Below are 26,104 nucleotides of genomic sequence, written 5' to 3'. Positions count from 1 at the left end.
ATGGAATGTAATTTAGTTAATCTATCTAATGATAATGTAGGTACTGCTCAGCTCAATCCTTTGATATTTTCTGCTAAGCAAAAATTGAGTATTTTGCATGATATAGTGAGATGGCAATTAGCGAAGAGAAGAGCTGGTACTCATAAAACAAAAGGTATCAGTGATGTCTCTGGTACAACAGCTAAACCTTATGGTCAAAAACGTACCGGTAGGGCAAGACAAGGGAGCTTGCGATCTCCTCAATTTAGAGGTGGTGGGATTATTTTCGGCCCTGTTGTGAGGAATCATACTTATTCTCTTAATAAGAAGGTACGCAAATTTGGTTTAAAAATTGCTTTATCTCTAAAGTATTTAAATAATCAAGTAATTATTCTGGATAATTTAAATATTGATGTGAAGAAAACGTCTGAAATGTGTAAATGTATTAAAAATTTTAAATTTTCTTCCTTTTTGATAGTTGGTGATTATGGAGATGATTTGTTGCGTGCGGCTAAAAACTTGCACTATGTAGACTTAATCAAACCTATTGGGTTAAATGTTTTTGATATATTGAATCACGAATGCGTGATGTTGACAAAGGATACTTTAAAGCATCTTGAAGGTAGATTGTTATGATCAAATATAATAATATAATAAAATCTCCTATAATTACAGAAAAGGCCTCTTTTTTGAGGGAGAAGTTTAATAAATATTCTTTGTATGTTTTTGTAAATGTAAATAAGCGTCAAATAAAGTTGGCAATAGAGTCTCTATTTGATGTTAAAATTTCTTCTATAAATGTTGTTAGAATTAAGCCTAAATATAGGCGTTTTAGGGGTGTGATTGGTTGTGAAAAACAGAAAAAGAAAGTTTATTTTTCTTTGATGGATGGTCAAAAATTAGATATAATGAGCGTTTAGTATGGGTATGAAATTTTTTAATCCTGTTACTCCGTCTTCTCGTGGGACTGTGTTAGTAAGTAAAGTTGGTTTATCAAAAGATGAGCCAGAAAAGTCTCTTACATCCGGTAAAAAGTCCAGTGGTGGAAGAAATAATCATGGTAGAATTACAACTCGTCATAGGGGTGGTGGTCACAAAAAGAAGTATAGAGTGATAGATTTTAAGCGTAATAGAAGTGGTCAAGGTATAGTTGAAAAAATAGAGTATGACCCAAATAGAAGTGGGTTTTTGGCGTTAATATCATATAAGGAAGATGATATTAAGTCTTATATATTAGCTCCTCAAGGTATGAAGCCAGGTGATGTTGTTACAGCTGGGAATGATGCTGATATTTTGCCAGGGAATTGTTTACTACTCAAGCATATACCTGTTGGTTCTTTCGTTCATAATGTTGAGCTGAAGCCAGGTAATGGTGCTGCGATTGCTAGAGCTGCTGGTTGTTATGCACAAATCGTTGGTCGTGATGGCCAATATGTTTTATTACGACTCAGGTCTGGTCAAATTAGGTTGATTTTATCTTCTTGCAAGGCTACTATTGGTGTAGTATCTAACCCTGACCATAAGAATAGAAAGTTGGGTAAAGCTGGGAGAAGTAGGTGGCTTGGGATTAGACCTACTGTACGTGGAGTTGCAATGAATCCGGTTGACCATCCTCATGGAGGCGGGGAAGGAAAAACCTCTGGTGGTCGTCATCCTGTTACTCCTTGGGGTGTTGCAACAAAAGGAAAGAAAACTCGAAAGAGAAATAAATCTAGTGATAAGTATATAAAACAATTGAAAGGTTAGTTTATGAGTAGATCTGCATGGAAGCCTCCTTTTTGTCATCCTTCTATATTAAAGTCGGTGAATAATGCTTTAAACAAGGGGTTTGTTAACATGGCTATAAAAGTTCATTCCAGGGCTTCTGTAATTCTTCCTAATTGTTTAGGTTTAAAGTTTGCTGTTTATAATGGTAAGGATTACATTCCTGTGAATGTTAATGATCAGAATATGATAGGTCATAAGTTTGGTGAGTTTTCACCCACTCGTAAATTTACTGGGCATAGTGGTGATAAAAAGGCGACAAGAAGGTAATTGATATGAAAAACAGAGATGTAATAGTTAAAGCTGGTTCTAGGGTTTTAAAATCAACTCCTCGTAAATTGAATTTGGTTGCTGGTTTAGTACGTAATAAAAAAGTTTCTTTTGCCACTGTGCAATTAAGATTTTGTGAAAAGAAAGCTGCAGGTCTTATAAGGAAGGTATTAAATTCTGCGATTGCTAATGCTCAAAATTATGGATTGGATATCGATAATTTATATATAAAAGAAATTTTAATAGGTAAGTCTCTTACTTTGCGTAGGGTATGTCCAAAAGCTATGGGTAGAGCTAATAGAGTTAGTAAACGTTATAGTAATATAACTGTAAAATTGGGGGAAATTATATGATTCATAAAAATAGAAAATTAATAAGGAAAGTGCAAAAATATGGGAAACGTTAATCCTAAAGGATTTAGGTTAAAAATAATTAATACTTGGTCATCTATTTGGTATGCTGAGAAGGGTTATAAACAAGGGTTGCATCAAGATTTATCTATTCGCAGTTATATAAATGAATCTTTTAAGCATGCTGGTGTTTCTAAAGTAATTATAGAGCGTACGATCGATTTGGTATCTGTAATAATACATTCTTCTAGACCTGGAGTGATAATAGGTAAGAAAGGCTCGGATATTGAGAAGATAAAGCAAAAGATAGCTGAAAAAGTAAAAAATAATGTGGAAGTGAATGTAGTAGGGGTTAAAAGGTCTGAAATAGATGCAGTTTTAATATCAAACAGCATTGCACAGCAGTTAGAAAAAAGGGTTTCATTTAGAAGAGCGATGAAAAAAGCTATTCAAAGTTGTTTGAGGATGGGTGCTAGAGGTATTAAAGTAAGTTGTTCTGGGCGCCTTGGCGGAGCTGAGATAGCTCGTACTGAGTGGTATAAAGAAGGCCGTTTGCCTTTGCATACTTTACGTGCTAATATAGATTATGCTTTTGCTGAAGCAAAAACTATATATGGCATCATAGGAGTTAAGGTCTGGGTTTATATTGGTAACTAATTAGGTATATTGAAATGTTTGTTCCTAAAAAAAGTAAATATAAAAAAGTATTTAAAGGACGAATTAAGGGTAACACGAAAGGTGGTAGCACATTATCTTTTGGAGATTATGGTCTAAAGGCTATGGAAGCAGGTAGGATTCAATCTAAGCATATTGAAACTGCAAGGCGTGTAATATCTAGAACATTAAAACGCTCTGGTAAAGTGTGGATAAGAGTTTTTCCTGATACCCCTGTTAGTAAAAAGCCGGCGGATGTGCGTATGGGTAAAGGGAAAGGTAGTGTTGAGTTTTGGGTATTTAAAGCTAAGCCCGGTAGAATGTTGTTTGAAATTAGCAGTGATGTTCCCATGCATTTAGCAAGATTGGCGCTTGAAAAGGCAACTGCTAAGCTTCCTATGAAGTGTAAATTTGTATCTAATCATAATTAAATGGAGTTGCAATGGATATAGCTGACATTGAATCGAGGTCCTCGCAAGAATTGCATGAAATTCTTGTGAATTTGAGAAAAGAGTTTGTTAATTTGGTTTTTCAAAAAAAGCTGGGCCAGTGCAACAATATTTCGCGTTTTAGCTTAATAAAAAAGAGCATAGCTCGTATTCTAACTACATTAAATAAAAGAAGAAGAGAGGAAAAGAATGCCTAAAAAGGTTTTTTGTGGTACTGTAACTAAGGCTGAGTGTGATAAGACTGTAAAGGTTTCGGTATTACAAGTGTATAAGGATGAGCTGTATAAAAAGGTTATAAAAAAATACAAGAAGTATACAGCACATGATGAGAATAATAGTTTTAAAGAAGGGGACAAGGTTTTAATACAAGAACACAAGCCTATTTCTACTACTAAAAAATGGGTTGTTGTTAATAGCTCACATTGAATAGGATATTTACATGATTCAAAAAAATACATTATTGGAAGTAGCTGATAATTCTGGTGCGCGTGCAGTGCTTTGTATTGGTTTATTGGGTGGTAGAAAATCTGCATCTATAGGTGACACAGTTATTGTATCTACTAAATCTATTACTCCAAGAGGGAAGGTTGAGAAGGGAAAAGTATATAGAGCAGTTGTGGTGAGGGTGAAAAGCCCTATTAGAAAATCTGATGGTTCTGTAATTCGTTTTTCTAGCAATGCTGTAGTTTTGATTAATGATCAAGGTGAACCACTTGGCACTCGGGTGTTTGGTCCGGTAAAAAAGTTATCATCTGGTTCTTTTATGAAGATAATGTCATTAGCTGTTGAGGTTTTATAATGAGTGCTAAAATAAAAAGTGGTGACGACGTTATAGTTTTAACTGGTAGAGATAAGGGAAAAATTGGTAAGGTAATCAAAGTTATAGCACGTGATGCTAAAAAGAAAGTAATTGTTTCTGGAGTGAATGTGCATAAGAGACATACTAAACCAAAAGCTGGTAGTAGTGGTGGTATATTAAATAAAGAGTTAGCTATTGATATATCCAACGTTGCAACATTGGACCCTAAATATAAAACTCCAACTAAAGTGGGGTTTAAGGTTATAGACGGTAGAAAAGTGCGTTTTGCAAAAGTTTCTGGAGAAGTGATAGATTAGGTTGATATGTTTAAAGAATTATATAAAGATAGCGTAGTAAAGTCCTTAAAGGATAAGTTTAATTACGGCAATATAATGCAAGTGCCTAAACTTGTCAAGGTGTGTATCAATATGGGCGTTGGAGATGCTGCTACAGATAGTAAAGCAATAAATGAACCACTTGATAGCCTATATTTGATTGCTGGGCAGAAGCCTTTATCAACTTTTGCAAAAAAATCTATTTCTGGCTTCAAGATCAGAAAAGGTGCTACAGTAGGTTGCAAAGTAACTTTGCGTAGAGATAAAATGTATGAGTTTTTAGAAAGATTGATATATATTGCTTTGCCAAGGGAAAAAGATTTTAGAGGATTTAGTGTGAAGCAATTTGACGGTAATGGTAATTTTTCCTTTGGTATAAAGGAACATATCTCGTTTTTAGAAATAGACTATGATAAAATAAGTAAAATTAGAGGTATGGATATTAATATTATAACAAGTGCAGTTAGTGATAAGGAAGCAAAGGAATTATTACTGGCTCTTAAATTTCCTTTTTTTGATTAATTGAGAGGAGAAATATATGGCAAAAAAATCTATGATAGAAAGAAATCTTCGCAGAATAAAGTTGTGCGATCAATATAAAGAAAAAAGAGAAAAATTGAAATCTATAATAAATAATAAGAATTTGTCTATTGTAGAAAGGTTTACAGCTCAAAATAAATTAATTAAAAAATTGCCTAGAAATTCTTCTAAAACCAAAATTAGAAATAGGTGTGCTTTAACTGGGAGACCAAGAGGAGTATATAGAAAATTTGGTTTATGTAGAATTATTTTGCGTGATTTATGTTCTTTTGGGCAAATTCCAGGAGTTACAAAGTCTAGTTGGTAAATATAATATAAGGAGTATATTGTGGCGTTATCTGATAGTATTGGTGATTTTTTAACAAGGATACGTAATGCTCAATTGGCAATGCATAGGGCAACAAGGGTACTATTTTCTAAGATGAATTCTTCTATATTGGAGATTTTAAAAGAGGAAGGGTATATCCTTGATTATGAAAAGCAAGTTGTAGATAATTTACCTTCTTTCATTGTAAAATTGAAGTATTATGAGAAGTCACCTGTAATTAGTGACATAGTTAGGGTGTCAAAGCCTGGTTGTCGTCGTTATTCTAAGTATAAGGACATTTCTAAAGCATATAATGGTCTTGGTATTTTTATTATATCGACACCCAAAGGAGTGATGACTGATTATAATGCACATAAGTTAAAGGTTGGTGGAGAAGTTTTGTGTCGTGTGTTTTAAATAATAGGAGAAATTCATGTCTCGTATAGGTGCTGCTCCTATCAATATTCCTGCTGGTGTTTCAGTTGAATATAATAATGGTAGTATGTTAATAAAGAGTGCTAAGGCTGAAAAGGAAGTTAGCTTGATCAGGGATGTTGTGTGTCAGATTATTGATAATCAGCTATTGCTTTCTGTTGATCAAGATAAAGATAATTATGATAAAATAAAGCCTATGTGGGGCACTTATAGGAGTAATATTAATAATATCATTAACGGCATGGTTGATGGTTTTTCTGTTAATCTTGAGATTAACGGTGTGGGATATAAGGCAGAGTGTGATGGTAAGTATTTGACTTTGTATCTTGGTTATAGCCATAATGTTAAATATAAAGTGCCTAAAGATGTTGAGATTAAGTGCATAAAGCCAACTCACTTAGTAGTTAGTGGTATGGATAAGCAGAAGGTCTATATGGTGGCGTCTGATATATGCAAAATTAGAAAATATGATCCTTATAAAGGTAAGGGTGTTGTAATAAAAGGCAAATTTATGCTGCGTAAGGTTGTAAGTAAAAAGAAGTAATAAAAATGAAAAGATCGTATAATTTTTTAAGTAATTCTGAAAAAAGGAAGTTACGTAATAGAGCGAAGCTTGACAAGAGCGCTGAACGTTTACGTATATCCATATTTAAATCTAATAGGCATTTTTATGTCCAGTTAATTAATGATGTAAAAGGAATAACTCTCACTTCAGCTTCTACTTTGGATGCTAAAATTAAGGATGTATGTAAAGGGAAAGTCAACGCTGAAACTATAAAACAGGTTTCTTCTTTAATGGTTGAGCGTCTGTCTGGCATGAAATTAGAGCAGCAGCTTACGTTTGATCGTGGAGCGTATAAATACACAGGATTAGTTTCTCAATTTGCTGAGGCTTTAAGAAGTTCTGGATTTGAATTTTAGAAGGTTTTGAATATGGCTATAAAGAATTTACAAAATAATAATGATTTATCAGAGCTTTTAGTTTCGGTACGAAGAGTGACAACGGTTACCAAAGGTGGTAGAAGATTTTCATTTTCAATTTTGGTTGTTGTTGGCGATGAGAAGGGTAGGGTAGGGTGTGGAATAGGTAAACACGCAGAAGTTGCTGAAGCAAGAGTCAAAGCTGTAAATGCTGCAAAGAAATCAATGATTAGAGTGTACTTGCGTGAAGGTAGAACTTTGCATCATGATATTAAAGCTAAATTTTGTTCTGGTGAGATAGTTTTAAGAACCGCAAGAGCCGGAACAGGTATTATTGCTGGTGGAGCGATTAGATCAGTTTTTGAGGTGTTAGGTATAAAGGATGTGGTAGCTAAATCCACTAGATCAAATAATCCTCATAACGTTATATGTGCGGTGTTTAAGGCTTTTGATAGTATGTTATCTCCTCGTCAGGTAGCAAGCAAAAGAGGCAAAAAGATTAGTGAGATAGTTGGAAACAGGTAAAGTATGAATAATGCTGTAAAATTAAACTCTATATTTACTAAATTATCTAAGAAAAAGAAGCCTAAGTTGCTGGGTAGAGGTATCGGTTGTGGTAAAGGTAAAACATCCGGTAGAGGGCATAAAGGGCAGAAGGCTAGAAGTGGAGTTTCTATAAATGGTTTTGAGGGTGGACAACAGTCTATATATACTCGTTTGCCTAAAAGAGGTTTTAAGCCTATACGTAGGAGCATATACTCTATAATTAATGTTGGCGATATACAGCGCTTAATGGAAGCTAAAAAAATAGTGAAAGACTCTGTTATAGATAAGGAGAGGCTGTATAAATTAGGTTTTATAAAGTCTATTAAGGATAAAATTAAACTTCTTAATAAAGGTAAGTTGAGCGAAAAATTTGTGTTTCATGTTGATTTTGCGTCAGAAGCTGCAAAAAAATCTGTAGCTTCAGTTGGTGGTAGTGTGGAAATACTATCGTAAGTCATGGGCAATAAATCAGCATTTAATAGCTTGGATCCTACGTTGTTATATAAAGGCGATTTATTAAAGCGTATATTTTTTACGCTAATAGCTTTAATTTGCTATCGCTTGGGTACTTATGTGCCTATTCCTGGAATTAATCTTGATGTAATTAATGATATATTTCCCAAAGATGGCTCAGGCGTTTTTGGAGTATTTAATTTATTTTCTGGTGGTGCATTGGCTAGAATGACAATTCTAGCATTGAACGTTATGCCATATATAATGGCTTCTATCATTATTCAGTTACTTTCTTCTGCGATTAAAGGAATGAAGGAAGTTAAGAATGATGGAGAGTCAGGCCGTAGAAAGATGAATTCTTATATACGCTATCTGACCATAGTAATTTGTGTATTTCAATCAATTCCAATTTTGGTTGGATTGGAAGGGATGAATAGGGAAGGGGTATTGGTTGTAATCGAACCTGGTGTTATGTTTCGTACAATAGGTGTTTTCAGCCTTTTAGGTGGAACTATGCTTTTAATATGGCTTGGTGAACGAATCAGCGCTAGCGGTATAGGCAATGGTATCTCATTAATCATTTTCACGGGTATAATATCAGAGTTACACAGCGCTTTGTCATCTTTGTTAACGTTAAATAAAAACGGTAGCGTATCGTTATTTATTATCCTTTTTGTTTTGGTATTGTTTTTTTTGCTGCTACTCTTAGTCATTTTTGTAGAGTCTTCTTATAGAAAGGTTATTGTTCAACATCCTAAAAAGCAATTTAAAAGATTACATAATGACGATTTTACTTATATTCCATTGAAGATTAATTTATCTGGTGTAGTACCAACCATTTTTGCTAATGCAATTTTATTGACACCTATTTCAATTGCAAATTTCTATAAGGGGCACGCTTTTTCTGATTTTATTTTGAATTACTTTATGGCAAATAAAGTAGTATATATTGTAGCCTATTTGGTGCTGATAGTATTTTTTAATTTTTTCTATACCAATTTTATATTTAATCCAGAGGAAAACGCAGATTTTCTTAAAAAAAATGGTGGTTTTATACCTGGTAGAAGGCCTGGGAAACATACTTCTGATTACCTTCAAGATATAGTTTTTAAGTTGACATTCATTGGCTCTGCGTATTTGGTAGTCATATGTACTGTACCTGAAGTTATGAGATATTATTATGATATACCATTTATTTTTGGTGGGACGAGCTTACTGATTATAGTGAACGTTATTACTGATACTATTATGCAAATACAATCTTATATTTTTTCAAATAGGTACGACAACTGGATAAAGAAATATGAGTCTAAAACGAGGAAAGTAAGATGATCATTACGATTTTTGGTCCTCCAGGTTCTGGTAAAGGTACTCAGTCAAGCTTGTTAATAGCAAAATATAATTTAAAATTAATTTCAGTAGGGGATTTATTAAGGAATATTATATCTAGCAGTACTGAGTTAGGTAAAAAAATAAAGGGTACCGTGGAATCTGGTAATTTAATTCAAGATGAAATTATATGTGGATTATTACGTGACCAGCTTGCATTGGTGGATGATAATTGCTTATTAGATGGTTTTCCGAGAAATTTAAACCAGGCTCATTTTTTGACTCAAGTTTTGCAAGAAAAATATAATAGGGATGTTGACATTGTAGTTGAGCTGCAGCTTGACGATAATATTGCAATCGATAGGTTAAAAAATCGTCTCGCGTGTTTGGACTGTAAAAGCATATATAGTGTATCTTCTTTTAAGAGTACTACTTGTGCTAAATGTAAAAGTACGAGGTTAGAGAAAAGAATTGATGATGCTGATATGTCTGCAATTAATAAGAGAATAAGTGAATATCACCTTCAAATGAAAGGTTTACGCGAGTATTATAAAGGCAAATTATTAACAATTGACGCTAATTTGAGTGTTGATGAGGTAACGCAAGAGATTGAAAGTAAAATTTCTTGTAATTTGGTTTGACTCTGAGTTGTTTTATGGTATAAATTAAGAGTTGTTATTAATAAAGTATCGAGGTACCAGTGGCACGTATTGCAGGCATAAATATTCCAGTGAGGAAATGTGTTCCTTTTGCATTAACTTATATATATGGTGTAGGTATTGCTACTGCGAATGTAATTTGTCACGCTTGCGAAGTTGATAAGCGCAAACATGTTTCAGAATTACGAGATGAAGATATAGAAAAGATCAGCGGTTTCATTAGACAAAATTATGTTATAGAAGGTGAGCTCAGAAAAGAAGTGGCTATGAACATAAAATCTTTAGTGGAAATGGGATGCTATAGAGGGGTGAGACATAGAAAAGGTTTACCTGTGAGAGGGCAAAGGACTCATACTAATGCTAAGACTCGTAAAGGTAGATCTCGGTTGCCTATTGCTGGGAAAAAATAAAATTTATTATTATTGTGAGTTTTAATGAAAAAAGTCAAAACGGTTGGTAAGAGTAAGAAGGAGTTTATTACTGGTGTTGTCCATATTCGTGCAACTTTTAATAATACTTTTGTAAATGTAACTGATGTTCATGGTAATACGCTATGTCAAACTTCTGTGGGTGCATGTGGTTTTTCAGGTTCGAGAAAATCCACACCTTATGCTGCAGGTAAGGCTGCGGAGTCTGCTGCGAAGAACGCAATGGAGAGATTTGGTATGAAGGTTGTCTCTGTAATAATTCGCGGTCCTGGCTTTGGTACCGAAGCTGCGGTTAAAGCACTTCAGAGCTGTGGGTTGACTGTGACTTCAATTGCAGATAAAACCGCAATTCCTCATAATGGGTGCAGGTTAAGAAAAAAAAGAAGAGTATAGGATATTTGAAAAGGTTGTTTTATGTATTATAATAATGATGTTTCTCTCTGTAGCAATTTAGATAAATTGATTAAACCTAGTTCAGTTAAGGTAATATCAGATGATTCAAGTGAAAAAAGTGATATAGTGCTAGAACCGTTGGAAAGTGGTTTTGCTTTAACATTAGGTAATGCATTAAGACGTGTAATGTTATCTTCTCTTAAAGGTAGTGCTGTTTATGGAATAAAAATTGAAGGTGTAACTCATGAGTTCACTTCAATTCAAGGGGTGAGAGAAGACGTAACTGATATAGTATTAAATATGGGTATGTTGAGGTGTAAATTAAATGGTGCTTCTAATAAATGCTTAAATTTAAACGCTAAAGGGCCTTGCCAGGTATTAGCTGGGATGATAGAAACTGATGATCAATGCTCTATTGTTAATAAAGATTTGTTAATATGTACGCTGGGGCAAAATGTGGAGCTTAACATGACCATATATGTGGCTAGCGGAAAAGGTTATCTTCCTGTAACTAAATATAAAGAAAATGAACTTTTGAAGCTTATGAGTGAACAGGATTTAATTGGTTTTATTCCAGTTAATGCTTTGTATAGCCCTGTCAACAGGGTTTCGTACAGGGTAGAGAACAGTCGTGTTGGCCAAGTGACTGATAAGGATAAGCTGATATTGTCAATTGAAACTGATGGTACAATTTCTCCGAGTCAAGCTGTTGACTCTGCTGCAAGAATATTACAGGAGCAACTTCAGCCCTTTATTAGTTCTGATGTAAGTTATAAAAAATCGCAGGTTTCTTCGTCTAGTGGTGCTAAAGATTTGGGTTATGACCCTGTCTTATTGCGTAAGGTAGATGAAATGGAATTATCTGTCAGGTCTCATAACTGTCTGAAAAACGAAAACATCACTTATATAGGTGATCTTGTGCAAAAGACAGAAGGTGAAATGTTAAGAACTGCTAATTTTGGCAGAAAGTCTTTGAATGAGATTAAGGCAGTTTTGACTAATTTTGGCTTGTCTTTGGGTATGAATGTGCTAAACTGGCCACCTAAGGATATAGATGAGTTGGCTAAACAACATACTGATGAAGATTAGGTGATATATGAAACATGGAATAAAAAAACGTAAACTATCTCGTTGCACTGAACATAGATTATCGACGTTAAAGAATCTATCTATCTCATTAATTAACCATGAGCAGATTGTAACTACTTTACCAAAAGCTAAGGAACTTCGTCCATATGTCGAAAAGTTTATTACAATTGCTAAGAATAAGAATACTTTACATGGTAGAAGACTTTTGCTTTCACGCCTTCATAATAGTAAGTTAGCAGTTGATAAGTTATTAAACGTCTTAGCCAGCCGTTATCAAGATCGTAAAGGTGGGTATTCTAGAATAATAAAATTTAGCACTCGAAAGGGTGATTGCGCTTCAATGGCAGTGATAGAACTGGTTGATAGGGATATTGCAGCAAGAGGTAAGGTTTATAGTAAAAATAAAGAAGGAGGCAAAGTAGTTACACAAAGTTAATTGTTATCATAATTGTTCTTCTTGTGGTAAGTAGGTTACGCTACTTTGTAGGTTACTTTGGCGAGTTATTAGTTTTAGTATATTTAAAACTGAAATGGTATAATGTTATAAAACGCCGTTACCGTTGTAAGTTCGGTGAAATTGACTTAATTGTATCTAAAAAAAAGGAGCTGATTTTTATAGAAGTTAAAACAAGTTTACTTGGAAAAGAAATACCGATATCTCATCTTCAATGTCAGTCTATTATAAATTCTTCTAAGTATTTCTTAAGTAAAAACCTTAGTTTTTTAGATTATTCAGTCAGATATGATTTATATTTTCTTTCCTTAAAGAGAAGACCTGTTTATATAAAAAATGCTTGGATTGAAGAATGAAAGATTTGTAGCTGAATTAATTTAGATTTACTGGATTTAATATGAAAAAGACCCAATACAATAATTTAGTTTCATCTTACGCTAGAGTGCTATTTCATGTCTCAGGAAGCAGGTTAGGTATTATAAGGAAAGAAGTAGAATTTTTGTTGGCTTTTTTTAAGGATCAACGTGATGTTTTTGTGTACCTATCTCATCCTATGATTTCTTTTGCACACAAAAAAGAAGTGATGCTTTCTATAAATGAGCACTTGAGTGAGAATTTAGTAAAATTTATTATGGTTATATTTGCAAATAAACGCTCTAGTTTATTGATCCTTATATTAGAAAAATTCTTAAGTCTTGCAAGAGAAAATGAAAATGAATTCGAAATTACTATAAAGTCAGCAGAAACTTTAAAGGAATCTGATATAAAAATAATTACTGAATCTTTGAGCTTTCTTGGTAAAATAATAAAAGTAAGCAATGTGGTTGACCGTTCTATACTAGGTAGCTTCGTAGTTAGGTATGGTTTTAATTTGATCGATGCTTCGCTAAAAAGTTACTTGGATAGGTTAGTTGACTTAAGTAAAATGGAAATATTAAAAGTAAGGAATTTTGTATGAAGAACAGTATGAATGTTTCTGAGATAGCAAGTATAATAAGAGAAAAGGTTGAGACGTTTGATAATCCTATAAAGCGGGAAAATATAGGTGAAGTAATTTCAGTAACAGATGGTATCGCATTGGTTTATGGGCTGGAAAAAGCAAAATTCGGTGAAAAGGTATTTTTTGCAAGTGGTGTAGAAGGAATAGTTCTCGATTTAGATCATGATACGGCTGGAATAGTTGTGCTTGGTAATGACCGTGATGTGAAAGAAGGGGACGTTGTAAAATGTAGTGGTGATGTTGTGCAGGTGCCTGTAGGGCATGAATTGTTAGGGAGAGTTGTAAATGCGTTGGGCCATCCTATGGACGACGGTGGGGAAATTAGAGCCAAAAACAGAATGGATATAGAATCTAAAGCGCCAGGCATTATTGATCGTAAGTCTGTGTATGAGCCACTGCAAACAGGAATTAAAATTATAGATTTGCTAATTCCAATAGGTAGAGGGCAGCGTGAATTAATTATTGGTGATAGACAAATTGGTAAAACTACTATTGCGCTTGATACTATTATCAATCAGAAGAAGATTAACGATGAGGTAAACGAAAATCAAAAAGTTTACTGTGTTTATGTTGCTATTGGGCAAAAAATTTCAACAGTAGCAAAAGTGGTAAATAAGCTGAAAGAAAGCGGAGCATTAGAGTATACAACTGTAGTTGTGGCTAGTGCATCTGACTGCGCGCCTATGCAATTTTTAGCACCTTATGCTGGTTGCACTATTGGGGAATTTTTCCGTGACAATGGAATGCATTGTTTGATTATATATGATGATTTATCTAAGCATGCTGTGGCATATAGGCAGATGTCTTTATTGCTCAGACGTCCTCCTGGTCGTGAAGCTTACCCTGGAGATATATTCTATGTACATTCTCGCTTGCTTGAAAGAGCTGCTAAAATGTCTGATAAAAAAGGGCAGGGTTCTTTAACTGCTTTGCCAATTGTCGAAACTCAAGCTGGTGATGTATCTGCATATGTGCCAACAAATGTTATTTCAATCACCGATGGGCAGATCTTTCTTGAGTCTGAATTATTTTATAAAGGATTTCGACCTGCAGTAAATATAGGTTTGTCAGTTTCACGGGTTGGTTCTGCTGCACAACTAAAGTCTGTGAAGAAAGTTGCTGGTTCTATAAAGCTAAGCTTAGCTCAGTATAGAGAATTAGAAGATTTTGCAAAATTTGGTTCTGATCTTGATGCTAGTGTTCAATTATCCTTGAATAAGGGTAAATATCTTGTCGAGTTATTAAAGCAAAAACAACATTTACCTATGTCAATAGAAGAGCAAGTAGTGCTGATGTATATTTTTTCTAACCTATATAATCAGTTAAGTAAAATACAAATAAGTTACATTAATAAATTTGAACATGATCTTATTAATTATTTTCATACTGTACACCCTGGGGTTTTAAAAAAGTTGTCAAATGACATGAGTGATGATATAAAAGGTGATATTTTTAACATTGTGAGTAATTTCGTTACTCAATTTAATTGCGTTTAGGTGGTGATTATGGCTTCATCCATTATTAATAAATTTCCTATGACGAGGGAAGGTTTTGAGAATATGCAAGCCGAACTTGAAAAATTAAAGGAAGAAAAACCTTCTGTGATACAGGCTATTTCTGATGCTCGTGATCAAGGTGATTTGTCTGAAAACGCAGAGTATCATGCAGCACGGGAAAGGTTAGGTTTTATTGAAGGCCGTATAATGGAGATAGAAAGTAAGCTCTCACATGCGGAAGTAATAGAAGTAAAAAATTTGTCTGGTGATTCAGTAATGTTTGGTGCAACTGTGACATTAAGCATGTTAAGTGATAATAACGGTGAAGTGGAATATGTTTATAAGGTTGTAGGCGAATATGAAGCTGATGTTTCAAAGCAGTTAATATCTACTAGTTCACCACTTGGGAGTGCCTTAATCGGCAAAAAAGTCGGTGAATATGTGGAAGTGACAGTGCCAAATGGAGAGAAATTGTATAAAATAGTTAAGATTGAATTTAAGTAAATTATTATGGTACAGGCCACTTATGCTTCAATGAGTCTACCAGGTATTTCTTCTGTGGAAGATGTATTAGAGGATGCTCGTTCCGGTAAATTATTCATTTTAGTTGATGATGAAAATAGAGAAAATGAAGGCGATTTGATTGTCTTAGCTGAGAAAATAAAGCCGGAACATATGGCTTTTATGGTTAGGTACGGTACAGGGGTTGTTTGCTTAGCAATGACTAAATTTCACATGAAAAGGTTGGGCCTTAATTTCATGGAAAAGAAAAATATTGGTGAAAATCATACCGCATTTACTACATCAATTGATGCACGTTATGGCATTACAACCGGTGTTTCAGCAGAGGATAGAACGAAAACTATACATGCTGCTATCAACAAGGATGGTACTCAGGATGACATCATAACTCCAGGTCATGTTTTTCCTGTAATTGCACATAAAGGTGGGGTGGCACAACGTGCTGGTCATACTGAAGCGAGTGTTGAAATGGCGAAGTTAGTAGGGTTTGATCATTCAGCAGTTATTTGTGAATTAGTGAATGATGATGGCTCTATGATGCGCTTACCTCAGTTACTTAAATTTGCTGAACAACATAAAATTAAGTTAACTACCATCGACAAACTTATCAGTTACGTTAAAAATTTAAACTAGCGTTTATAAATTTGTATAATTTAAGTGTTAAAATATAGAATTTCTATAAATTATACAAGCACAGAATTTTCATGTTTAGAGTTGCTAAGTTTTTGACCTTATTGTTCTTTTTTGCATATTATAATAATGCTTACTCTATTAACATTATTAGAGATAGTGAAGTGGAAGCAATAGTGAAAGAGCTAGCGCAACCTTTATTTTCTGCTGCGGATATTGATCATGAGCAAATAAAAGTTTTTATAATTAATGACAATTCGATTAATGCTTTTGTAATTAACAATAACAGTATTTTCATTCATTTAGGACTTTTACAATATTCGGCTAAACCTTATGTCCTGCTTGGTATATTAGCACATGAGATTGCTCACATATCTGCTGGTCATATATTGCAAATGAGTAGTGCTATGGGTTATTTTCAATCGATAGCAATGATTAGTTATATGGTAGGATTAGTTTCTAGTATTATCATTAACCCTCAGGTTGCTGGTGCAATTTTGCTTAGTGGTGTAGCGTTCAGTTCAAGGCTATTTTTTAACTATTCTCAAGGGCAAGAAAGTGTAGCAGATAGCTATGCTTTAAGGTACCTTGATGAATCTAGCTATGATAATTCAGGTATGAAAGAGATTTTTTATTATTTTAAAAGTATTGAGCATGAGAACACCGAGGAATATTTCCGCACTCACCCACTTAGTGAGAAACGCATATTTGCTGTACAAAATTATAAGGTTAAAAACAACGTAAAACCAATTTTTGCGGATAAGTTACTAAAGTTTGAGCGTGTGGTTGCAAAGCTAGACTCTTTCTTTGCTCCTATTCATGTGTTATCTAATAAATATGAAAATAATTCTGAGTATGTAAATACTATAGTTTGCTATAGGCAAGGAAAGATAGAAGAGGCTATTGCTAAAGTTAATTCATTGATTCAAGAGTCACGCAATGACCCATACCTATATGAATTAAAAGCAGAAATGCTATACAAGGCCGGAAATTTAAGTGAAGCAATAAAAATGTATGAGGAATCGCTTAGGTATTTATCTGAGAAAAACAGTTATTTAGTGAAACTTGCATTATCTCATACTTTATTATTACACGGTGATGCAAAAAAGGCGATTTTTTACCTGGAGCAGATTTTGAATGTAGAACCAAATAACGCTTTTGTCTGGAAGTATTTAAGCATTGCATATAAATGTGAAGCTGATACGGCAATGCATTATTTTGCCTTGACAAAAAAGGCTTGTATTGAAGGTGATTTAAAGCAATTTACAAAATATGCTGAGCTAGCTGTTAAAACTTTACCAAAAGATAGCCCTTATTTGTTGCAAGTTGAAGATATGAAGCGATTTAATGGATAACAAAAAAGCATTTCTGTACTTTTATGGGTTATTTCTTTCCACACTTTTCCAACATAGCTTTTGCTTCATCGCTTACATTGGGCATAACTTTTATTATAATCGTCTTAGCGCCAAAAAATACAGCACAAAACACGCCTAGAGCAAAAAGAGCAGGCCAAGGCATTCTACCAAATATCGCCATCAAAGCTGCACCAATAAATATTACTGTCATAAGTGGTCCACCTAGACCCCAAATATACCCAATAATATTACATATTACTTGTGTTGTATCATCCATATCAGGACCAGTGATAGCTGCGTAACCTGAGAAAGAGAAAAGCAATACTACACACAAGACACCAAAAAATCCTATTATAGAGCTCATTTTTTTGCCTCTAAGTAATAAATTAACGTAAACCTAAACCTACACATTTTTTATTTTAAAGTAAAAATTATAATTTGTCCATACATAAGTGTTGCTACATAAATAACCCACCATTAATATTGAGCACATGCCCTGTTATATATTTTGCTTCATCACTTGCTAAAAACAAGACCCCTGCTGCTATTTCTTCCCCTGTTCCCATTCTTTTCATTGGAATATTATCTAATATTTTTCCCTTTTGTCCTTCATTTAAAACTTCAGTCATTTTAGTATCTATAAATCCAGGAGCAATACAATTTACTGTTATATTACGACTTGCAACTTCTTTTGCTATAGATTTGCTCATAGCTATTATTCCAGCTTTAGACGCCGCATAATTTGCTTGCCCGGCGTTTCCTGTCAGCCCTATTATTGAGGAAATATTTATAATTCTTCCCCAATTATTCTTAATTAGTTTTCTGCATGCTTCTCTACTCAGCTTAAATGTAGAGCTCAAGTTAATATCAATTACTTTTTGCCATGCTTCATCTGTCATTCTCAATAATAAACTGTCTCGCGTAATACCCGCATTGCATACGAGCCCGTCAAAGCCTTCCATCAGCTCACTTGCTCTATTTATTAGTTGATTTACTTCCTCAGCATTTGATAAATCACAAGGGAGTACATGCATGTTTTTTTCATATTGTTTAGCAACTTCTTCGAGCACTTCTTTTTTTGTGCCAGAAATACATAAAGTTGCTTCGGCTTTGTGCATAATTTTTACAATTGCTTGCCCTATTCCGCCTGATGCGCCAGTGATCAGGAACTTTCTGCTTTCCAATCCAAACATAATAACTTTATATTATCTTAATTCCTAACAGAATATTGACTAGTTGGCAATAGATTTCTTACATAATATAAGTAACTCAGATATTCACAAAATAAAGGAAAAGTTATAATAAAGTTAAACGTCAAAAAATTTTAAAAACATAGTTGATGCAGGAATTGTTACTAAATAGTTTATTCTGGTGCTCTACAGTCTAAATGGAATGCTTAAATTATAGATTCTTTGTTTTTGTGTGTTATCTTGAGTTAACACAAATTCACAGTAGTATTATGATAAGTAAGTTGAAAAAGCTTAGCACTGGATTTTCTTTGACAGGCCTGATTGGCCATAGTGATAATATAAATATGCAAGGAGCAAAAAATAAAAAGAAGAAGTACCCAAAGTTTTTGGATAAGACGTTCGCATTGATTGATGCGATGATAAATTTTATTTTAAAACGCGAAAGTAATAACGTAAATGAAGTCCTGAAAGTAACATGGGGACCACTATTTTTTGGTCTGGTAGTAATACTCATCTTTTTTGGGATAGGTGGTATTTGGTCGGCTATAGCTCCAATTGACGGTGCGGTGCATGCAAGTGGAGAAGTTATTGTATCTTCAAATAGAAAAATAGTTCAACACTTGGGCGGAGGAATAATAAGCAAAATTTTAGTAAAAGAGGGTCAAGCAGTTAAAAAAGATGAGCCTCTAGTTTTGTTGAGTGATGTTAACGAGAAGGCGAATTTAAGTATCATCAAAGAGAAGCTCTTATCATTTTTAGCAACAGAAGCAAGGCTTCTTGCAATCAGAGTAGATTTGGACACGCTCGAGTTTCCTGATGAGGTTAAAAAATTATCTCACGATGAACTTGTAAATAAAGCGATAAAGAATCAAGTAAAGTTGTTCAACTCTCAGAGAAAGAGCATATTGGGAAAAACAGACATACTGCAACAACGTATAAAGCAGTTAAATGATGAATTAGCGGGGCTAAACTTTCAACTAAATGCAGCTCATAAGCAATATGACTTGATAACTGAGGAGTTGGAAACAAAAAGACAATTACTTGATAGTGGCCATATAAGCAAACCACACATTTTAGCTTTAGAAAAGCAGTTTGCTGAAATTGAAGGCAGAGTTGGACATTACCGTTCTGCAATATCTCAAGTGCAGCAAAAAATTGGAGAGAACGAATTAGAAATTATAAACGTGAGAAATGATTCTCAAGAAAGAGCAAATGCTGAACTTAAGGAAGTTAGTACGTCTATTGCAGACTTGAAAGAGAGACTGATGGTTGCTGAAGATTCATTAGCACGTACAATAATTAAATCGCCTCAAGATGGGATAGTCACAGATATAAGATACCATACTGAAGGTGGTGTTATACAATCTGGAGTTCCGATCATGAGCGTAGTGCCATCGGATGATGACCTAATAATAGATGCTAAAATTCAGACCAGAAACATAGAAGAGATACTGTCAGCACAAAAGAAAGATAGCAACATAGTCTCTATTGATGGGCTAGAAGGGCTAAAGGTTAAAGTTCGTTTAAGTGCTTACAGTGCACGTCGTTTAAGTTTAATTAATGGTATAGTAAGCAATATTTCTCCCGATGCCCTTGATGATCCAAGGCTAGGGCGTTATTATTCAGTACGTGTAGTGATACCAAAACCAGAGCTTGCTCAGTTTAAAAACGTATACCTATACCCTGGTATGCCAGCAGAAGTGTACATAGTTACTCAATCTCGTACTCTTTTATCATTCTTGTTTACGCCTATAATTGCAACAGTCGATAGGTCTTTTATAGAAAGGTAGCTCACTCGTTAAAGTAGTAGTGAAAGTGCCGTAATAAAATTTAGGTACATAATTAGACAATAGGCTTCTTGCATCACCTCCCAAGCCACAATTGTTATTCAGTAGAAACGAAAAACTTCCTTGACAAACTCCGCCAGCCCCCTTATCATGACAGTGAAGCTATTTATTTATCTTTGCAATCTGTGCAGGTTAATGACAAAAAGACTCGTGCTTGAATGTTAAACAAAATACCATAGAGTTTAAGAGAACAATTCCTAGAAAATTTCTACATCCAAAAAAAGGCAAATCGTGTTAATGCTGTTTAGATGTAAAAGATAAGCTAAATCTTTACAAAGAAAACATTTCAAACAGCAAGACACCTTTGATTGAAAAAGAGCACCAAATTTATGGTGACCTTACCCAGAAAAAGTGGAGAGAAAGAAAGGAGTTTTTTCGGGTAAAATAAAATTTTGGAGGATTAGAAATGGCAAGAGAATATACGGCAGAATTCAAATTGGAAGCTGTTAAGCTGGCAAATGAACAAAGAAAGGTAGGTCAACCAGTTGCAAAAGTAGCAAGAGATCTAGGAATAAGGGATAGTGTATTAGGAAAATGGATGAAGAAAAATAACGAAAAAAAGTCAGCGGCAAATGCATTTCCAGATGTAACACCTTATGACAAAGAGAGATTTGATTTACAGAAAGAGTTAGCAAAAGTAACAAGAGAAAGAGACATTTTAAAAAAAGCCCTGGGATATTTTGCCAGTCAAAAAGAGTAAAATATTTTTTCATAAAAGAGCATAGTAAACACTATAAAGTGCAGGAATTATGTAGGGTTTTCTGCTAGTGGCTACTATAAGTGGACTACAAGGAAAATAAGCAGTAGAGAATCAGCAAATAAAGAGTTATTAGCAGATATTCAAAAAATATATCAAGCTTCTAAATGTAGATATGGAGCTCCTAAAATTCATGCTGAATTAAAGGCTTTGGGTAAAAGTTGCAACTTAAAAACAGTGCAAAGTATTATGCAGAAAAATGGTATTCAGGCTATATTGAGAAGAAAATTTAAAATTAAGAAACAACAAACGGACAGTAGAGTCGTAGCTCCCAATATATTAGACCAAAACTTTATTGTCGATCAACCAAATAAAGTATGGGTAACTGATATTACTTATATAAAAACCAAAGAAGGATGGCTATATTTGGCAACAATAATCGATCTATATTCACGCATGGTAGTTGGCTGGTCAATGAGCAGTTCAATAAATAAACAATTGGTTATGGACTCTTTATTAATGGCCGTTAACAAGCGTAAACCTGCCAAAAATCTACTATTACATAGTGATCAAGGTTCACAATATACTTCGCAAGGTTATCAATATCTCTTATCCATAAAAAACATAGATGAGTCATAAAGGTTGTTGTTACGACAATTCTGTTGTGGAAAGCTTCTTCAGTTCTCTAAAAAGGGAGTTACCAATAGACACCTCTCGGCACTCTAAACAGCATATCAAAACTGCTATATTTGAATATATAGAAATTTTTTATAACAAACAACGTAGACACTCCACTATTATAGCTCTTTCCATAAAAGTCCGGATGTGATAGGATAAGGATAGATGATGATAAGGAGGTTGAATGCCAGCAGCATATAGTTATGATTTAAGAAAAAAAGGAATGGAAGCGCTAGACGAAGGAGAAAGCAGAGAAACAGTGGCAGCAAGATTTAAGATTGGACGAACTACTTTATGGGAGTGGCAGCAAAGAAGAAAAGAAACAGGAGACTTTCAATCAAAAAAACTTGGAAATGGGGGTTACAATCACAAAATTACCGACTGGGATACCTTTGCCAAATTTGCCAGAGAACACGGAGGAAAGACTCTATCGGAAATGGCTAAACTTTGGAACAACGTTAGTATCCAAACGATCTATCGAGCCCTTAAAAAAATTGGATTTACGCGCAAAAAAAGACATATGGATACAAGGAAAGAAACGAAGAAAAACGTGCTGAATTTTTGAAAATTATAGCGACAAAAGAACCTAAAAACTTAGTGTATATAGATGAGTCTGGCATTGATAACACCGAAGACTACCCCTACGGATATTGCCAGAAAGGACAGCGGTTTTATGCCTTAAAATCTGGAAAGAAAACTCAACGAATCAGTATGGTTGCAGCCTTAAGTGGAAGAAAGATAGTTGTTCCGTTAACCTTTGAAGGCCACTGTAATATGGATGTTTTTAATGGATGGTTTGAGCAATTTTTGACACCGATCTTGGAACCTGGACAGACTGTCATTCTTGACAATGCTACTTTTCATAAGTCTGATAAGATTATCGAGCTTGCTAAAGGGGTTGGTGCAGAAATTTTGTATCTGCCGCCTTATTCTCCAGATTTCAACAAAATTGAGCATCATTGGTTTGCTATAAAAAACAGAGCCAGGAAAAACATTCCTCTATTCGAATCCTTTCGTCGTGCTGTTGATTCTGCCTTCCTATGACCTGTTCGGACTATTATGAGAAATGCTATAACTATTGCATTCCTGAGCATTTTAATTCATCATTCTCTTTGTGAAAAACATTCCAAACTTTCTCTCCACTTTTTCTGGGTAAGGTCAGAAAGGGTTTGGTTGGAAGAAGTGGAGTAGCGAATGGATATACAAAACGCTGGGTCTATATTCAGACTACAGAATAAGGTATTACAAACCGAAAGCATCACCAGCACAATATGTTATAAACTTTGGTAAAGAATCTGCTAGGAAAGCGTAGTGCGGATGCTGCGTTTGACGAGGCGGGAGCTGGAAACGTTAACATGGGAATTTGGATTGAGGCCTATTGTGAAAACAATGGATCAGCCACCAAACCCTAAAGTAGGCGCGCCAGTTCTCGACCCTACATATTTTTTTGAAGGTTAAATCCAGCTTAGGGTCGAGAAACTTAGATAAAGCCATAGTAAAAATACTGAGAAAAGATTAATAATTATACACTATTCTATACAAATATTCAATCTTTTTTGATATTCGTTCAAGTGTGGCAGAAGAACTTATTTAAATAAAGTAGGTAGTAAAATATAAACATTTTATAAAGTGAAAAATGGACTTTTCAGGCCACTGCTGACTCAATACCCAGTCAATATCCTTTCCACCAGTTCTTTTACTGCCGGTACGTAGCCATTCTCATAAAATGGATCTTGCTTAAATTTGTACACATTGTGCCCGGAAAACATGAGTTCGTTCTCAATATCACCATCGTGTATAACGTTTTGCAGTGTTTTTTGTATGCAAAAACTACGCGGATCTGGCTTTCGTCCTGTTGAATGGTCACCATGATCTTTCCAATTGCTAAACAAACAATGACTTAAGCATCCCATACAATTGATTTGATCTTGTCTTATCTCTGCAAACCTGCCTGGCGTCACAAAAATAACAGTTGTATCTGGAGTTTTCATTGCTTCTGTATACCCTGCTTTAGTCCATGTATTTGCCAGTTCTTTGTCTTTTGCAGTAAGGTAGATCTTTCTACCTCTGCTACCCATTGCAAATTCATTATTAAATTCTTCGCTAGCATTTTCTGAAAACTTTATTTGACGTGAATTCCGTTCCTGCAACTCACGTATGAAGTTATTTTTTACTGCAGATGAGTAAAACCCTGTTGGACTGAATTTATTTAAAAATACATCACCTTCTTCTAAAGTGAGTAGCTTCTTTTTCCACTCTGCAGAAATTGGGCTTTCTTTCGTCAAAAGTGGACGAGTGCCAAACTGAAAAGCTATTGGTCCAATTTGCAGATTGTCAAACCAATGTTCCCAATCTTTCAAATGCCACACTCCTCCTGCCATAACAATTGGTGTTTCTGAAAGACCGATCTCGTTCATGAAAGATCTAAGCTCTGCAACTCTTTCAAATGGAGCCTGTGGTAGCTCTGGGTCTTCACTGTTACTCAGTCCATTGTGCCCTCCAGCAAGCCATGGATCTTCATACACTACTCCACCAAGCAAATAGGAAGATATTCTTTGGTAAGCACGCTTCCATAATGCTTTAAAAGCACGCACCGATGAGATAATAGGGTAATAATAAACCTGATATTTAGCTGCAATTTCTCCAAGCCTATAAGGCATACCAGCACCGCAGGTAATACCATGAATCAAACCTTTCGCTCCTTCTAATATGCCATGAAGCACGCGTTCTGCTGCTCCCATCTCCCAAAGTACATTCATGTGTATTCTTCCATGACCTTTTGATATTTCATTTGCTATTCTTGCCTGACTAATTCCAGCTTCAATACTATACTCAATCAATTCACTATGCTTTTCATTTCTTGTTTTGCCTTTATAAATTAGTGGCACTAACTCGCCATTATCATCAATAAGCTTAGCATTTGCACCAGAAAATGTACCCACAGCATCTGCTGCAGCAAATGCTCCGCTTGATCTTCCATCACTAACTGCAATGCCTTTGCCGCCCTCGATGATTGGCCACACTTCCTTTCCTGAAATTACTATCTTTTTTATCTTATTTTTCAAAACTTCCTCGCAATCTTTCACTCTATTTTACTTAATTACTAAAAAAATGATAGCTGTTTATTTTTTCTTGTATCATTAAAGCTTCTATAGCTACTCACGCTGTTGTAGTTTGAGAGCAGTTCCCACCGGAAGGATGTCATTCCAGTGCTTGACACTGGAATCCAGTTTTTGATCAAAAATGCTGCTATAGTGCACAATCAATTTTCCTGGATCCAAGTAGTCTGGGCTACTTTGATGACATCTTTGTGTTTGAGGCAAAATCGGCTATAACATTTAACACACTGCCTTCGCAAATAAATGTTCGTATAGTTATGTGCTTGACACTGGGATCTAGAGAATCTAGTTAATATATATAGAGAAACCTTAGCTATAGTTTCGAAAGAAGTCTAATCAACTATGTATTTTGCTATATGATTATAGGTCTAACAGGCGGAATTGGGGTAGGAAAGAGCTTTGTAACTAATTGCTTTCAAGAGTTTGGTGCTGCTGTGTTTGATGCTGATTCTGTTGTACACCAACTTTATAGAGTGGATAAAAGCATAATAAGTTATGTAGAAAAAAATTTTCCTGGAGTGGTAGTAAATGGTGAAATAGATAGAACAGTACTGTCTAAATATTTCTTAGCCTATGATGAAAATTGGAAACAATTTCAATCTTTGGTTCACTCTGCTGTGCTGCGTGAATTAGAATTTTTTATTGCTAAGGAAAAAAAGATCGATAGAAAGCTTTTAGTTTTAGATGTGCCGCTTCTATTAGAAACAAAATTCTATTTATATTGCAACCTTATTGTTTTCGTCCATGCAGATAGCGTTGTGCAAGCTCAAAGACTCAACGAACGCAACATAGATAAAGAAAAGCTAAATTTAATCTTCAATGTTCAGTTATCTATTGAGGAGAAAAGGAAGATGAGTGACTTTATTATCGATACCAGTGTAAGCAAAGAGTATGTTTTTTCTCAAGTAAAAAAAATAGTGGATTCATTAAACCTAAACACGTAGCTCTACGTCATACCGCCGCGGTATCTCTAGATCCCGCTAACAAGCAGCGGGATGACGGTTGTCAGGGTGTCATCCTAAGTTGACACTGGTTCACTCTATAATGGTGTCATCCCAGTCTGGGATCCAGGAAAGTTTGCTTGTAAACTAGCACGGAAAGTGGTTACAACGCTTTCGATGAGATTATATGGAAAACTGGATTCCAGTGTCAAGCACTGGAATGACATCCTTTTTTAGTCCTCTAAGTAGCCTCCTTCTCCTGTCATCCAAGTAGCCCCCTATGGTGTCATCCCAGTGCCCAGACACTGGGATCTAGCTTTTTGGTAATTTTATCGAAAATGTTTGCTCGTTTACAATCAATTTTCCTGGATCCCAGTGTCTGGGCACTGGGATGACACCCTACTTAACCGTCATACCGCCGCGGTATCTCTTAGCCACTAACACGTAGCGGGATGACGATTGTCGATAAATCTAA

General features: G+C 34.8%; 42 protein-coding genes. 38 read left to right on the top strand and 4 right to left on the bottom strand.

Translation table 11 applies throughout. The features are described 5' to 3' along the window. From rplD to AAGD93_RS04810, 30 genes are all read left to right on the top strand, one after another. Positions 1-615: a 50S ribosomal protein L4 gene (gene rplD, locus AAGD93_RS04955; protein WP_341819201.1), complete on the top strand. Its 615-nt coding sequence runs from the start codon at positions 1-3 to the stop codon at positions 613-615. Beyond that, complete coding sequence (locus tag AAGD93_RS04950) at positions 612-899, top strand: 50S ribosomal protein L23 (RefSeq protein WP_015589144.1); 288 nt, start codon at positions 612-614, stop codon at positions 897-899. The genes rplD and AAGD93_RS04950 overlap by 4 nt, the downstream gene beginning before the upstream one ends. A 1-nt stretch (position 900) precedes the next feature. Beyond that, on the top strand, positions 901-1,725 hold the full coding sequence (rplB, locus tag AAGD93_RS04945) for a 50S ribosomal protein L2 (RefSeq protein ID WP_012673181.1): 825 nt from the start codon (positions 901-903) through the stop codon (positions 1,723-1,725). A 3-nt stretch (positions 1,726-1,728) separates the two neighbouring features. After that, on the top strand, positions 1,729-2,013 hold the full coding sequence (rpsS, locus tag AAGD93_RS04940; protein WP_006279181.1) for a 30S ribosomal protein S19: 285 nt from the start codon (positions 1,729-1,731) through the stop codon (positions 2,011-2,013). A gap of 5 nt (positions 2,014-2,018) precedes the next feature. Then, positions 2,019-2,366, top strand: a complete 348-nt coding sequence (gene rplV / locus AAGD93_RS04935; protein ID WP_007549821.1) for a 50S ribosomal protein L22 — start codon at positions 2,019-2,021, stop codon at positions 2,364-2,366. A gap of 39 nt (positions 2,367-2,405) precedes the next feature. Then, on the top strand, positions 2,406-3,020 hold the full coding sequence (rpsC, locus tag AAGD93_RS04930) for a 30S ribosomal protein S3 (protein WP_010962753.1): 615 nt from the start codon (positions 2,406-2,408) through the stop codon (positions 3,018-3,020). 14 nt (positions 3,021-3,034) lie between these two features. Continuing rightward, positions 3,035-3,448, top strand: a complete 414-nt coding sequence (rplP, locus tag AAGD93_RS04925) for a 50S ribosomal protein L16 (protein ID WP_341819200.1) — start codon at positions 3,035-3,037, stop codon at positions 3,446-3,448. Between the two features lie 11 nt (positions 3,449-3,459). Next, complete coding sequence (gene rpmC / locus AAGD93_RS04920) at positions 3,460-3,663, top strand: 50S ribosomal protein L29 (RefSeq protein ID WP_064124648.1); 204 nt, start codon at positions 3,460-3,462, stop codon at positions 3,661-3,663. Continuing rightward, complete coding sequence (gene rpsQ / locus AAGD93_RS04915) at positions 3,656-3,892, top strand: 30S ribosomal protein S17 (protein ID WP_341819199.1); 237 nt, start codon at positions 3,656-3,658, stop codon at positions 3,890-3,892. The genes rpmC and rpsQ overlap by 8 nt, the downstream gene beginning before the upstream one ends. A 13-nt stretch (positions 3,893-3,905) precedes the next feature. Continuing rightward, a complete protein-coding gene (gene rplN, locus AAGD93_RS04910) occupies positions 3,906-4,265 on the top strand; it encodes a 50S ribosomal protein L14 (protein WP_006279348.1) in 360 nt (119 codons plus the stop codon). Then, entirely contained in the window at positions 4,265-4,582 is a 318-nt protein-coding gene (gene rplX / locus AAGD93_RS04905; protein WP_065095310.1) for a 50S ribosomal protein L24, read from the top strand. The genes rplN and rplX overlap by 1 nt, the downstream gene beginning before the upstream one ends. 6 nt (positions 4,583-4,588) lie before the next feature. Continuing rightward, positions 4,589-5,122, top strand: a complete 534-nt coding sequence (gene rplE, locus AAGD93_RS04900; RefSeq protein WP_064124652.1) for a 50S ribosomal protein L5 — start codon at positions 4,589-4,591, stop codon at positions 5,120-5,122. A 16-nt stretch (positions 5,123-5,138) separates the two neighbouring features. Beyond that, positions 5,139-5,447: a 30S ribosomal protein S14 gene (rpsN, locus tag AAGD93_RS04895; protein ID WP_264338247.1), complete on the top strand. Its 309-nt coding sequence runs from the start codon at positions 5,139-5,141 to the stop codon at positions 5,445-5,447. 21 nt (positions 5,448-5,468) lie between these two features. After that, on the top strand, positions 5,469-5,864 hold the full coding sequence (gene rpsH, locus AAGD93_RS04890; protein ID WP_007551150.1) for a 30S ribosomal protein S8: 396 nt from the start codon (positions 5,469-5,471) through the stop codon (positions 5,862-5,864). 16 nt (positions 5,865-5,880) lie between these two features. Further along, positions 5,881-6,426, top strand: coding sequence for a 50S ribosomal protein L6 (rplF, locus tag AAGD93_RS04885; RefSeq protein WP_007551152.1), 546 nt, complete (start codon positions 5,881-5,883; stop codon positions 6,424-6,426). A 5-nt stretch (positions 6,427-6,431) separates the two neighbouring features. After that, entirely contained in the window at positions 6,432-6,803 is a 372-nt protein-coding gene (gene rplR, locus AAGD93_RS04880; RefSeq protein ID WP_006279867.1) for a 50S ribosomal protein L18, read from the top strand. Between the two features lie 12 nt (positions 6,804-6,815). Continuing rightward, complete coding sequence (gene rpsE / locus AAGD93_RS04875; RefSeq protein ID WP_010962748.1) at positions 6,816-7,328, top strand: 30S ribosomal protein S5; 513 nt, start codon at positions 6,816-6,818, stop codon at positions 7,326-7,328. A 3-nt stretch (positions 7,329-7,331) separates the two neighbouring features. Then, positions 7,332-7,802 (top strand): 50S ribosomal protein L15, encoded by a 471-nt coding sequence (gene rplO, locus AAGD93_RS04870; RefSeq protein WP_006279863.1) that lies wholly within the window; start codon positions 7,332-7,334, stop codon positions 7,800-7,802. Positions 7,803-7,805: 3 nt separating this feature from the next. After that, positions 7,806-9,134 carry a preprotein translocase subunit SecY gene (gene secY, locus AAGD93_RS04865; protein WP_010962747.1) on the top strand — a complete coding sequence of 443 codons (1,329 nt, stop codon included), beginning with the start codon at positions 7,806-7,808 and terminating at the stop codon, positions 9,132-9,134. Next, positions 9,131-9,772 carry a nucleoside monophosphate kinase gene (locus AAGD93_RS04860; RefSeq protein WP_341819198.1) on the top strand — a complete coding sequence of 214 codons (642 nt, stop codon included), beginning with the start codon at positions 9,131-9,133 and terminating at the stop codon, positions 9,770-9,772. The genes secY and AAGD93_RS04860 overlap by 4 nt, the downstream gene beginning before the upstream one ends. A gap of 59 nt (positions 9,773-9,831) precedes the next feature. Further along, entirely contained in the window at positions 9,832-10,200 is a 369-nt protein-coding gene (gene rpsM, locus AAGD93_RS04855; RefSeq protein ID WP_341819197.1) for a 30S ribosomal protein S13, read from the top strand. Between the two features lie 24 nt (positions 10,201-10,224). Further along, positions 10,225-10,611 (top strand): 30S ribosomal protein S11, encoded by a 387-nt coding sequence (gene rpsK, locus AAGD93_RS04850; protein ID WP_065094543.1) that lies wholly within the window; start codon positions 10,225-10,227, stop codon positions 10,609-10,611. A 21-nt stretch (positions 10,612-10,632) separates the two neighbouring features. Continuing rightward, on the top strand, positions 10,633-11,700 hold the full coding sequence (locus AAGD93_RS04845; protein ID WP_012673178.1) for a DNA-directed RNA polymerase subunit alpha: 1,068 nt from the start codon (positions 10,633-10,635) through the stop codon (positions 11,698-11,700). A 7-nt stretch (positions 11,701-11,707) separates the two neighbouring features. Beyond that, positions 11,708-12,136 (top strand): 50S ribosomal protein L17, encoded by a 429-nt coding sequence (gene rplQ / locus AAGD93_RS04840; protein WP_007550873.1) that lies wholly within the window; start codon positions 11,708-11,710, stop codon positions 12,134-12,136. Positions 12,137-12,159: 23 nt separating this feature from the next. Then, the gene (locus tag AAGD93_RS04835; protein WP_012673177.1) at positions 12,160-12,510 is read left to right on the top strand and encodes a YraN family protein; all 351 of its coding nucleotides are present in this window, start codon (positions 12,160-12,162) and stop codon (positions 12,508-12,510) included. 41 nt (positions 12,511-12,551) lie between these two features. Continuing rightward, the gene (atpH, locus tag AAGD93_RS04830; RefSeq protein WP_341819196.1) at positions 12,552-13,112 is read left to right on the top strand and encodes an ATP synthase F1 subunit delta; all 561 of its coding nucleotides are present in this window, start codon (positions 12,552-12,554) and stop codon (positions 13,110-13,112) included. Next, positions 13,109-14,650: a F0F1 ATP synthase subunit alpha gene (gene atpA / locus AAGD93_RS04825; RefSeq protein WP_341819195.1), complete on the top strand. Its 1,542-nt coding sequence runs from the start codon at positions 13,109-13,111 to the stop codon at positions 14,648-14,650. The genes atpH and atpA overlap by 4 nt, the downstream gene beginning before the upstream one ends. 9 nt (positions 14,651-14,659) lie before the next feature. Further along, a complete protein-coding gene (greA, locus tag AAGD93_RS04820) occupies positions 14,660-15,154 on the top strand; it encodes a transcription elongation factor GreA (RefSeq protein ID WP_007549342.1) in 495 nt (164 codons plus the stop codon). 6 nt (positions 15,155-15,160) lie between these two features. Continuing rightward, positions 15,161-15,805: a 3,4-dihydroxy-2-butanone-4-phosphate synthase gene (ribB, locus tag AAGD93_RS04815; protein WP_007549343.1), complete on the top strand. Its 645-nt coding sequence runs from the start codon at positions 15,161-15,163 to the stop codon at positions 15,803-15,805. Positions 15,806-15,876: 71 nt separating this feature from the next. Next, positions 15,877-17,157, top strand: coding sequence for a M48 family metalloprotease (locus AAGD93_RS04810; RefSeq protein ID WP_341819194.1), 1,281 nt, complete (start codon positions 15,877-15,879; stop codon positions 17,155-17,157). Between the two features lie 28 nt (positions 17,158-17,185). Here AAGD93_RS04810 and AAGD93_RS04805 read toward each other — a convergent pair whose 3' ends face one another. Continuing rightward, the gene (locus AAGD93_RS04805; protein WP_182366904.1) at positions 17,186-17,521 is read right to left on the bottom strand and encodes a TrbC/VirB2 family protein; all 336 of its coding nucleotides are present in this window, start codon (positions 17,519-17,521) and stop codon (positions 17,186-17,188) included. A gap of 94 nt (positions 17,522-17,615) precedes the next feature. Further along, complete coding sequence (gene fabG / locus AAGD93_RS04800; protein WP_341819193.1) at positions 17,616-18,350, bottom strand: 3-oxoacyl-[acyl-carrier-protein] reductase; 735 nt, start codon at positions 18,348-18,350, stop codon at positions 17,616-17,618. 266 nt (positions 18,351-18,616) lie between these two features. On the opposite strand from fabG, the gene AAGD93_RS04795 reads away from it, so the two are divergent. The 6 genes from AAGD93_RS04795 to AAGD93_RS04775 all read left to right on the top strand — a co-directional run bounded on the left by AAGD93_RS04795 (position 18,617) and on the right by AAGD93_RS04775 (position 22,760). Further along, on the top strand, positions 18,617-20,137 hold the full coding sequence (locus tag AAGD93_RS04795; protein WP_174525401.1) for an HlyD family type I secretion periplasmic adaptor subunit: 1,521 nt from the start codon (positions 18,617-18,619) through the stop codon (positions 20,135-20,137). Between the two features lie 463 nt (positions 20,138-20,600). After that, positions 20,601-20,894 (top strand): transposase, encoded by a 294-nt coding sequence (locus AAGD93_RS04790; RefSeq protein ID WP_341819192.1) that lies wholly within the window; start codon positions 20,601-20,603, stop codon positions 20,892-20,894. Between the two features lie 21 nt (positions 20,895-20,915). Further along, positions 20,916-21,530 carry an IS3 family transposase gene (locus AAGD93_RS04785; protein WP_341819903.1) on the top strand — a complete coding sequence of 205 codons (615 nt, stop codon included), beginning with the start codon at positions 20,916-20,918 and terminating at the stop codon, positions 21,528-21,530. Next, positions 21,520-21,720 (top strand): IS3 family transposase, encoded by a 201-nt coding sequence (locus AAGD93_RS07690; protein WP_410529884.1) that lies wholly within the window; start codon positions 21,520-21,522, stop codon positions 21,718-21,720. The genes AAGD93_RS04785 and AAGD93_RS07690 overlap by 11 nt, the downstream gene beginning before the upstream one ends. Positions 21,721-21,753: 33 nt before the next feature. Then, positions 21,754-22,613, top strand: a protein-coding gene (locus tag AAGD93_RS04780) for an IS630 family transposase (protein ID WP_341819182.1) whose coding sequence is annotated in 2 segments (ribosomal slippage) — positions 21,754-22,078 and positions 22,078-22,613 — 861 coding nt in all. Because the reading frame shifts where the segments join, the coding sequence is not laid out codon by codon here. 15 nt (positions 22,614-22,628) lie between these two features. Beyond that, a complete protein-coding gene (locus AAGD93_RS04775) occupies positions 22,629-22,760 on the top strand; it encodes a hypothetical protein (RefSeq protein ID WP_341819191.1) in 132 nt (43 codons plus the stop codon). Between the two features lie 470 nt (positions 22,761-23,230). On the opposite strand, the gene AAGD93_RS04770 is transcribed toward AAGD93_RS04775, so the two are convergent. After that, positions 23,231-24,634, bottom strand: coding sequence for an NAD(P)H-dependent flavin oxidoreductase (locus tag AAGD93_RS04770; RefSeq protein ID WP_182365528.1), 1,404 nt, complete (start codon positions 24,632-24,634; stop codon positions 23,231-23,233). A gap of 144 nt (positions 24,635-24,778) precedes the next feature. Here AAGD93_RS04770 and AAGD93_RS04765 point away from each other — a divergent pair, with 144 nt between their 5' ends. Continuing rightward, positions 24,779-24,904: a hypothetical protein gene (locus AAGD93_RS04765; protein WP_341819190.1), complete on the top strand. Its 126-nt coding sequence runs from the start codon at positions 24,779-24,781 to the stop codon at positions 24,902-24,904. A 140-nt stretch (positions 24,905-25,044) separates the two neighbouring features. Continuing rightward, positions 25,045-25,632 carry a dephospho-CoA kinase gene (coaE, locus tag AAGD93_RS04760; protein WP_182319052.1) on the top strand — a complete coding sequence of 196 codons (588 nt, stop codon included), beginning with the start codon at positions 25,045-25,047 and terminating at the stop codon, positions 25,630-25,632. Positions 25,633-25,812: 180 nt separating this feature from the next. Here coaE and AAGD93_RS04755 read toward each other — a convergent pair whose 3' ends face one another. Then, positions 25,813-25,935: a hypothetical protein gene (locus tag AAGD93_RS04755; RefSeq protein WP_341819189.1), complete on the bottom strand. Its 123-nt coding sequence runs from the start codon at positions 25,933-25,935 to the stop codon at positions 25,813-25,815. Positions 25,936-26,104 lie beyond the last annotated feature (169 nt).

This window comes from Wolbachia endosymbiont (group A) of Brachyopa scutellaris, assembly GCF_964026995.1.
GTDB lineage: Bacteria > Pseudomonadota > Alphaproteobacteria > Rickettsiales > Anaplasmataceae > Wolbachia > Wolbachia pipientis.
Note: the sequence above shows the minus strand (reverse complement) of the source record. Positions and strands in the feature narration are given on the sequence as shown.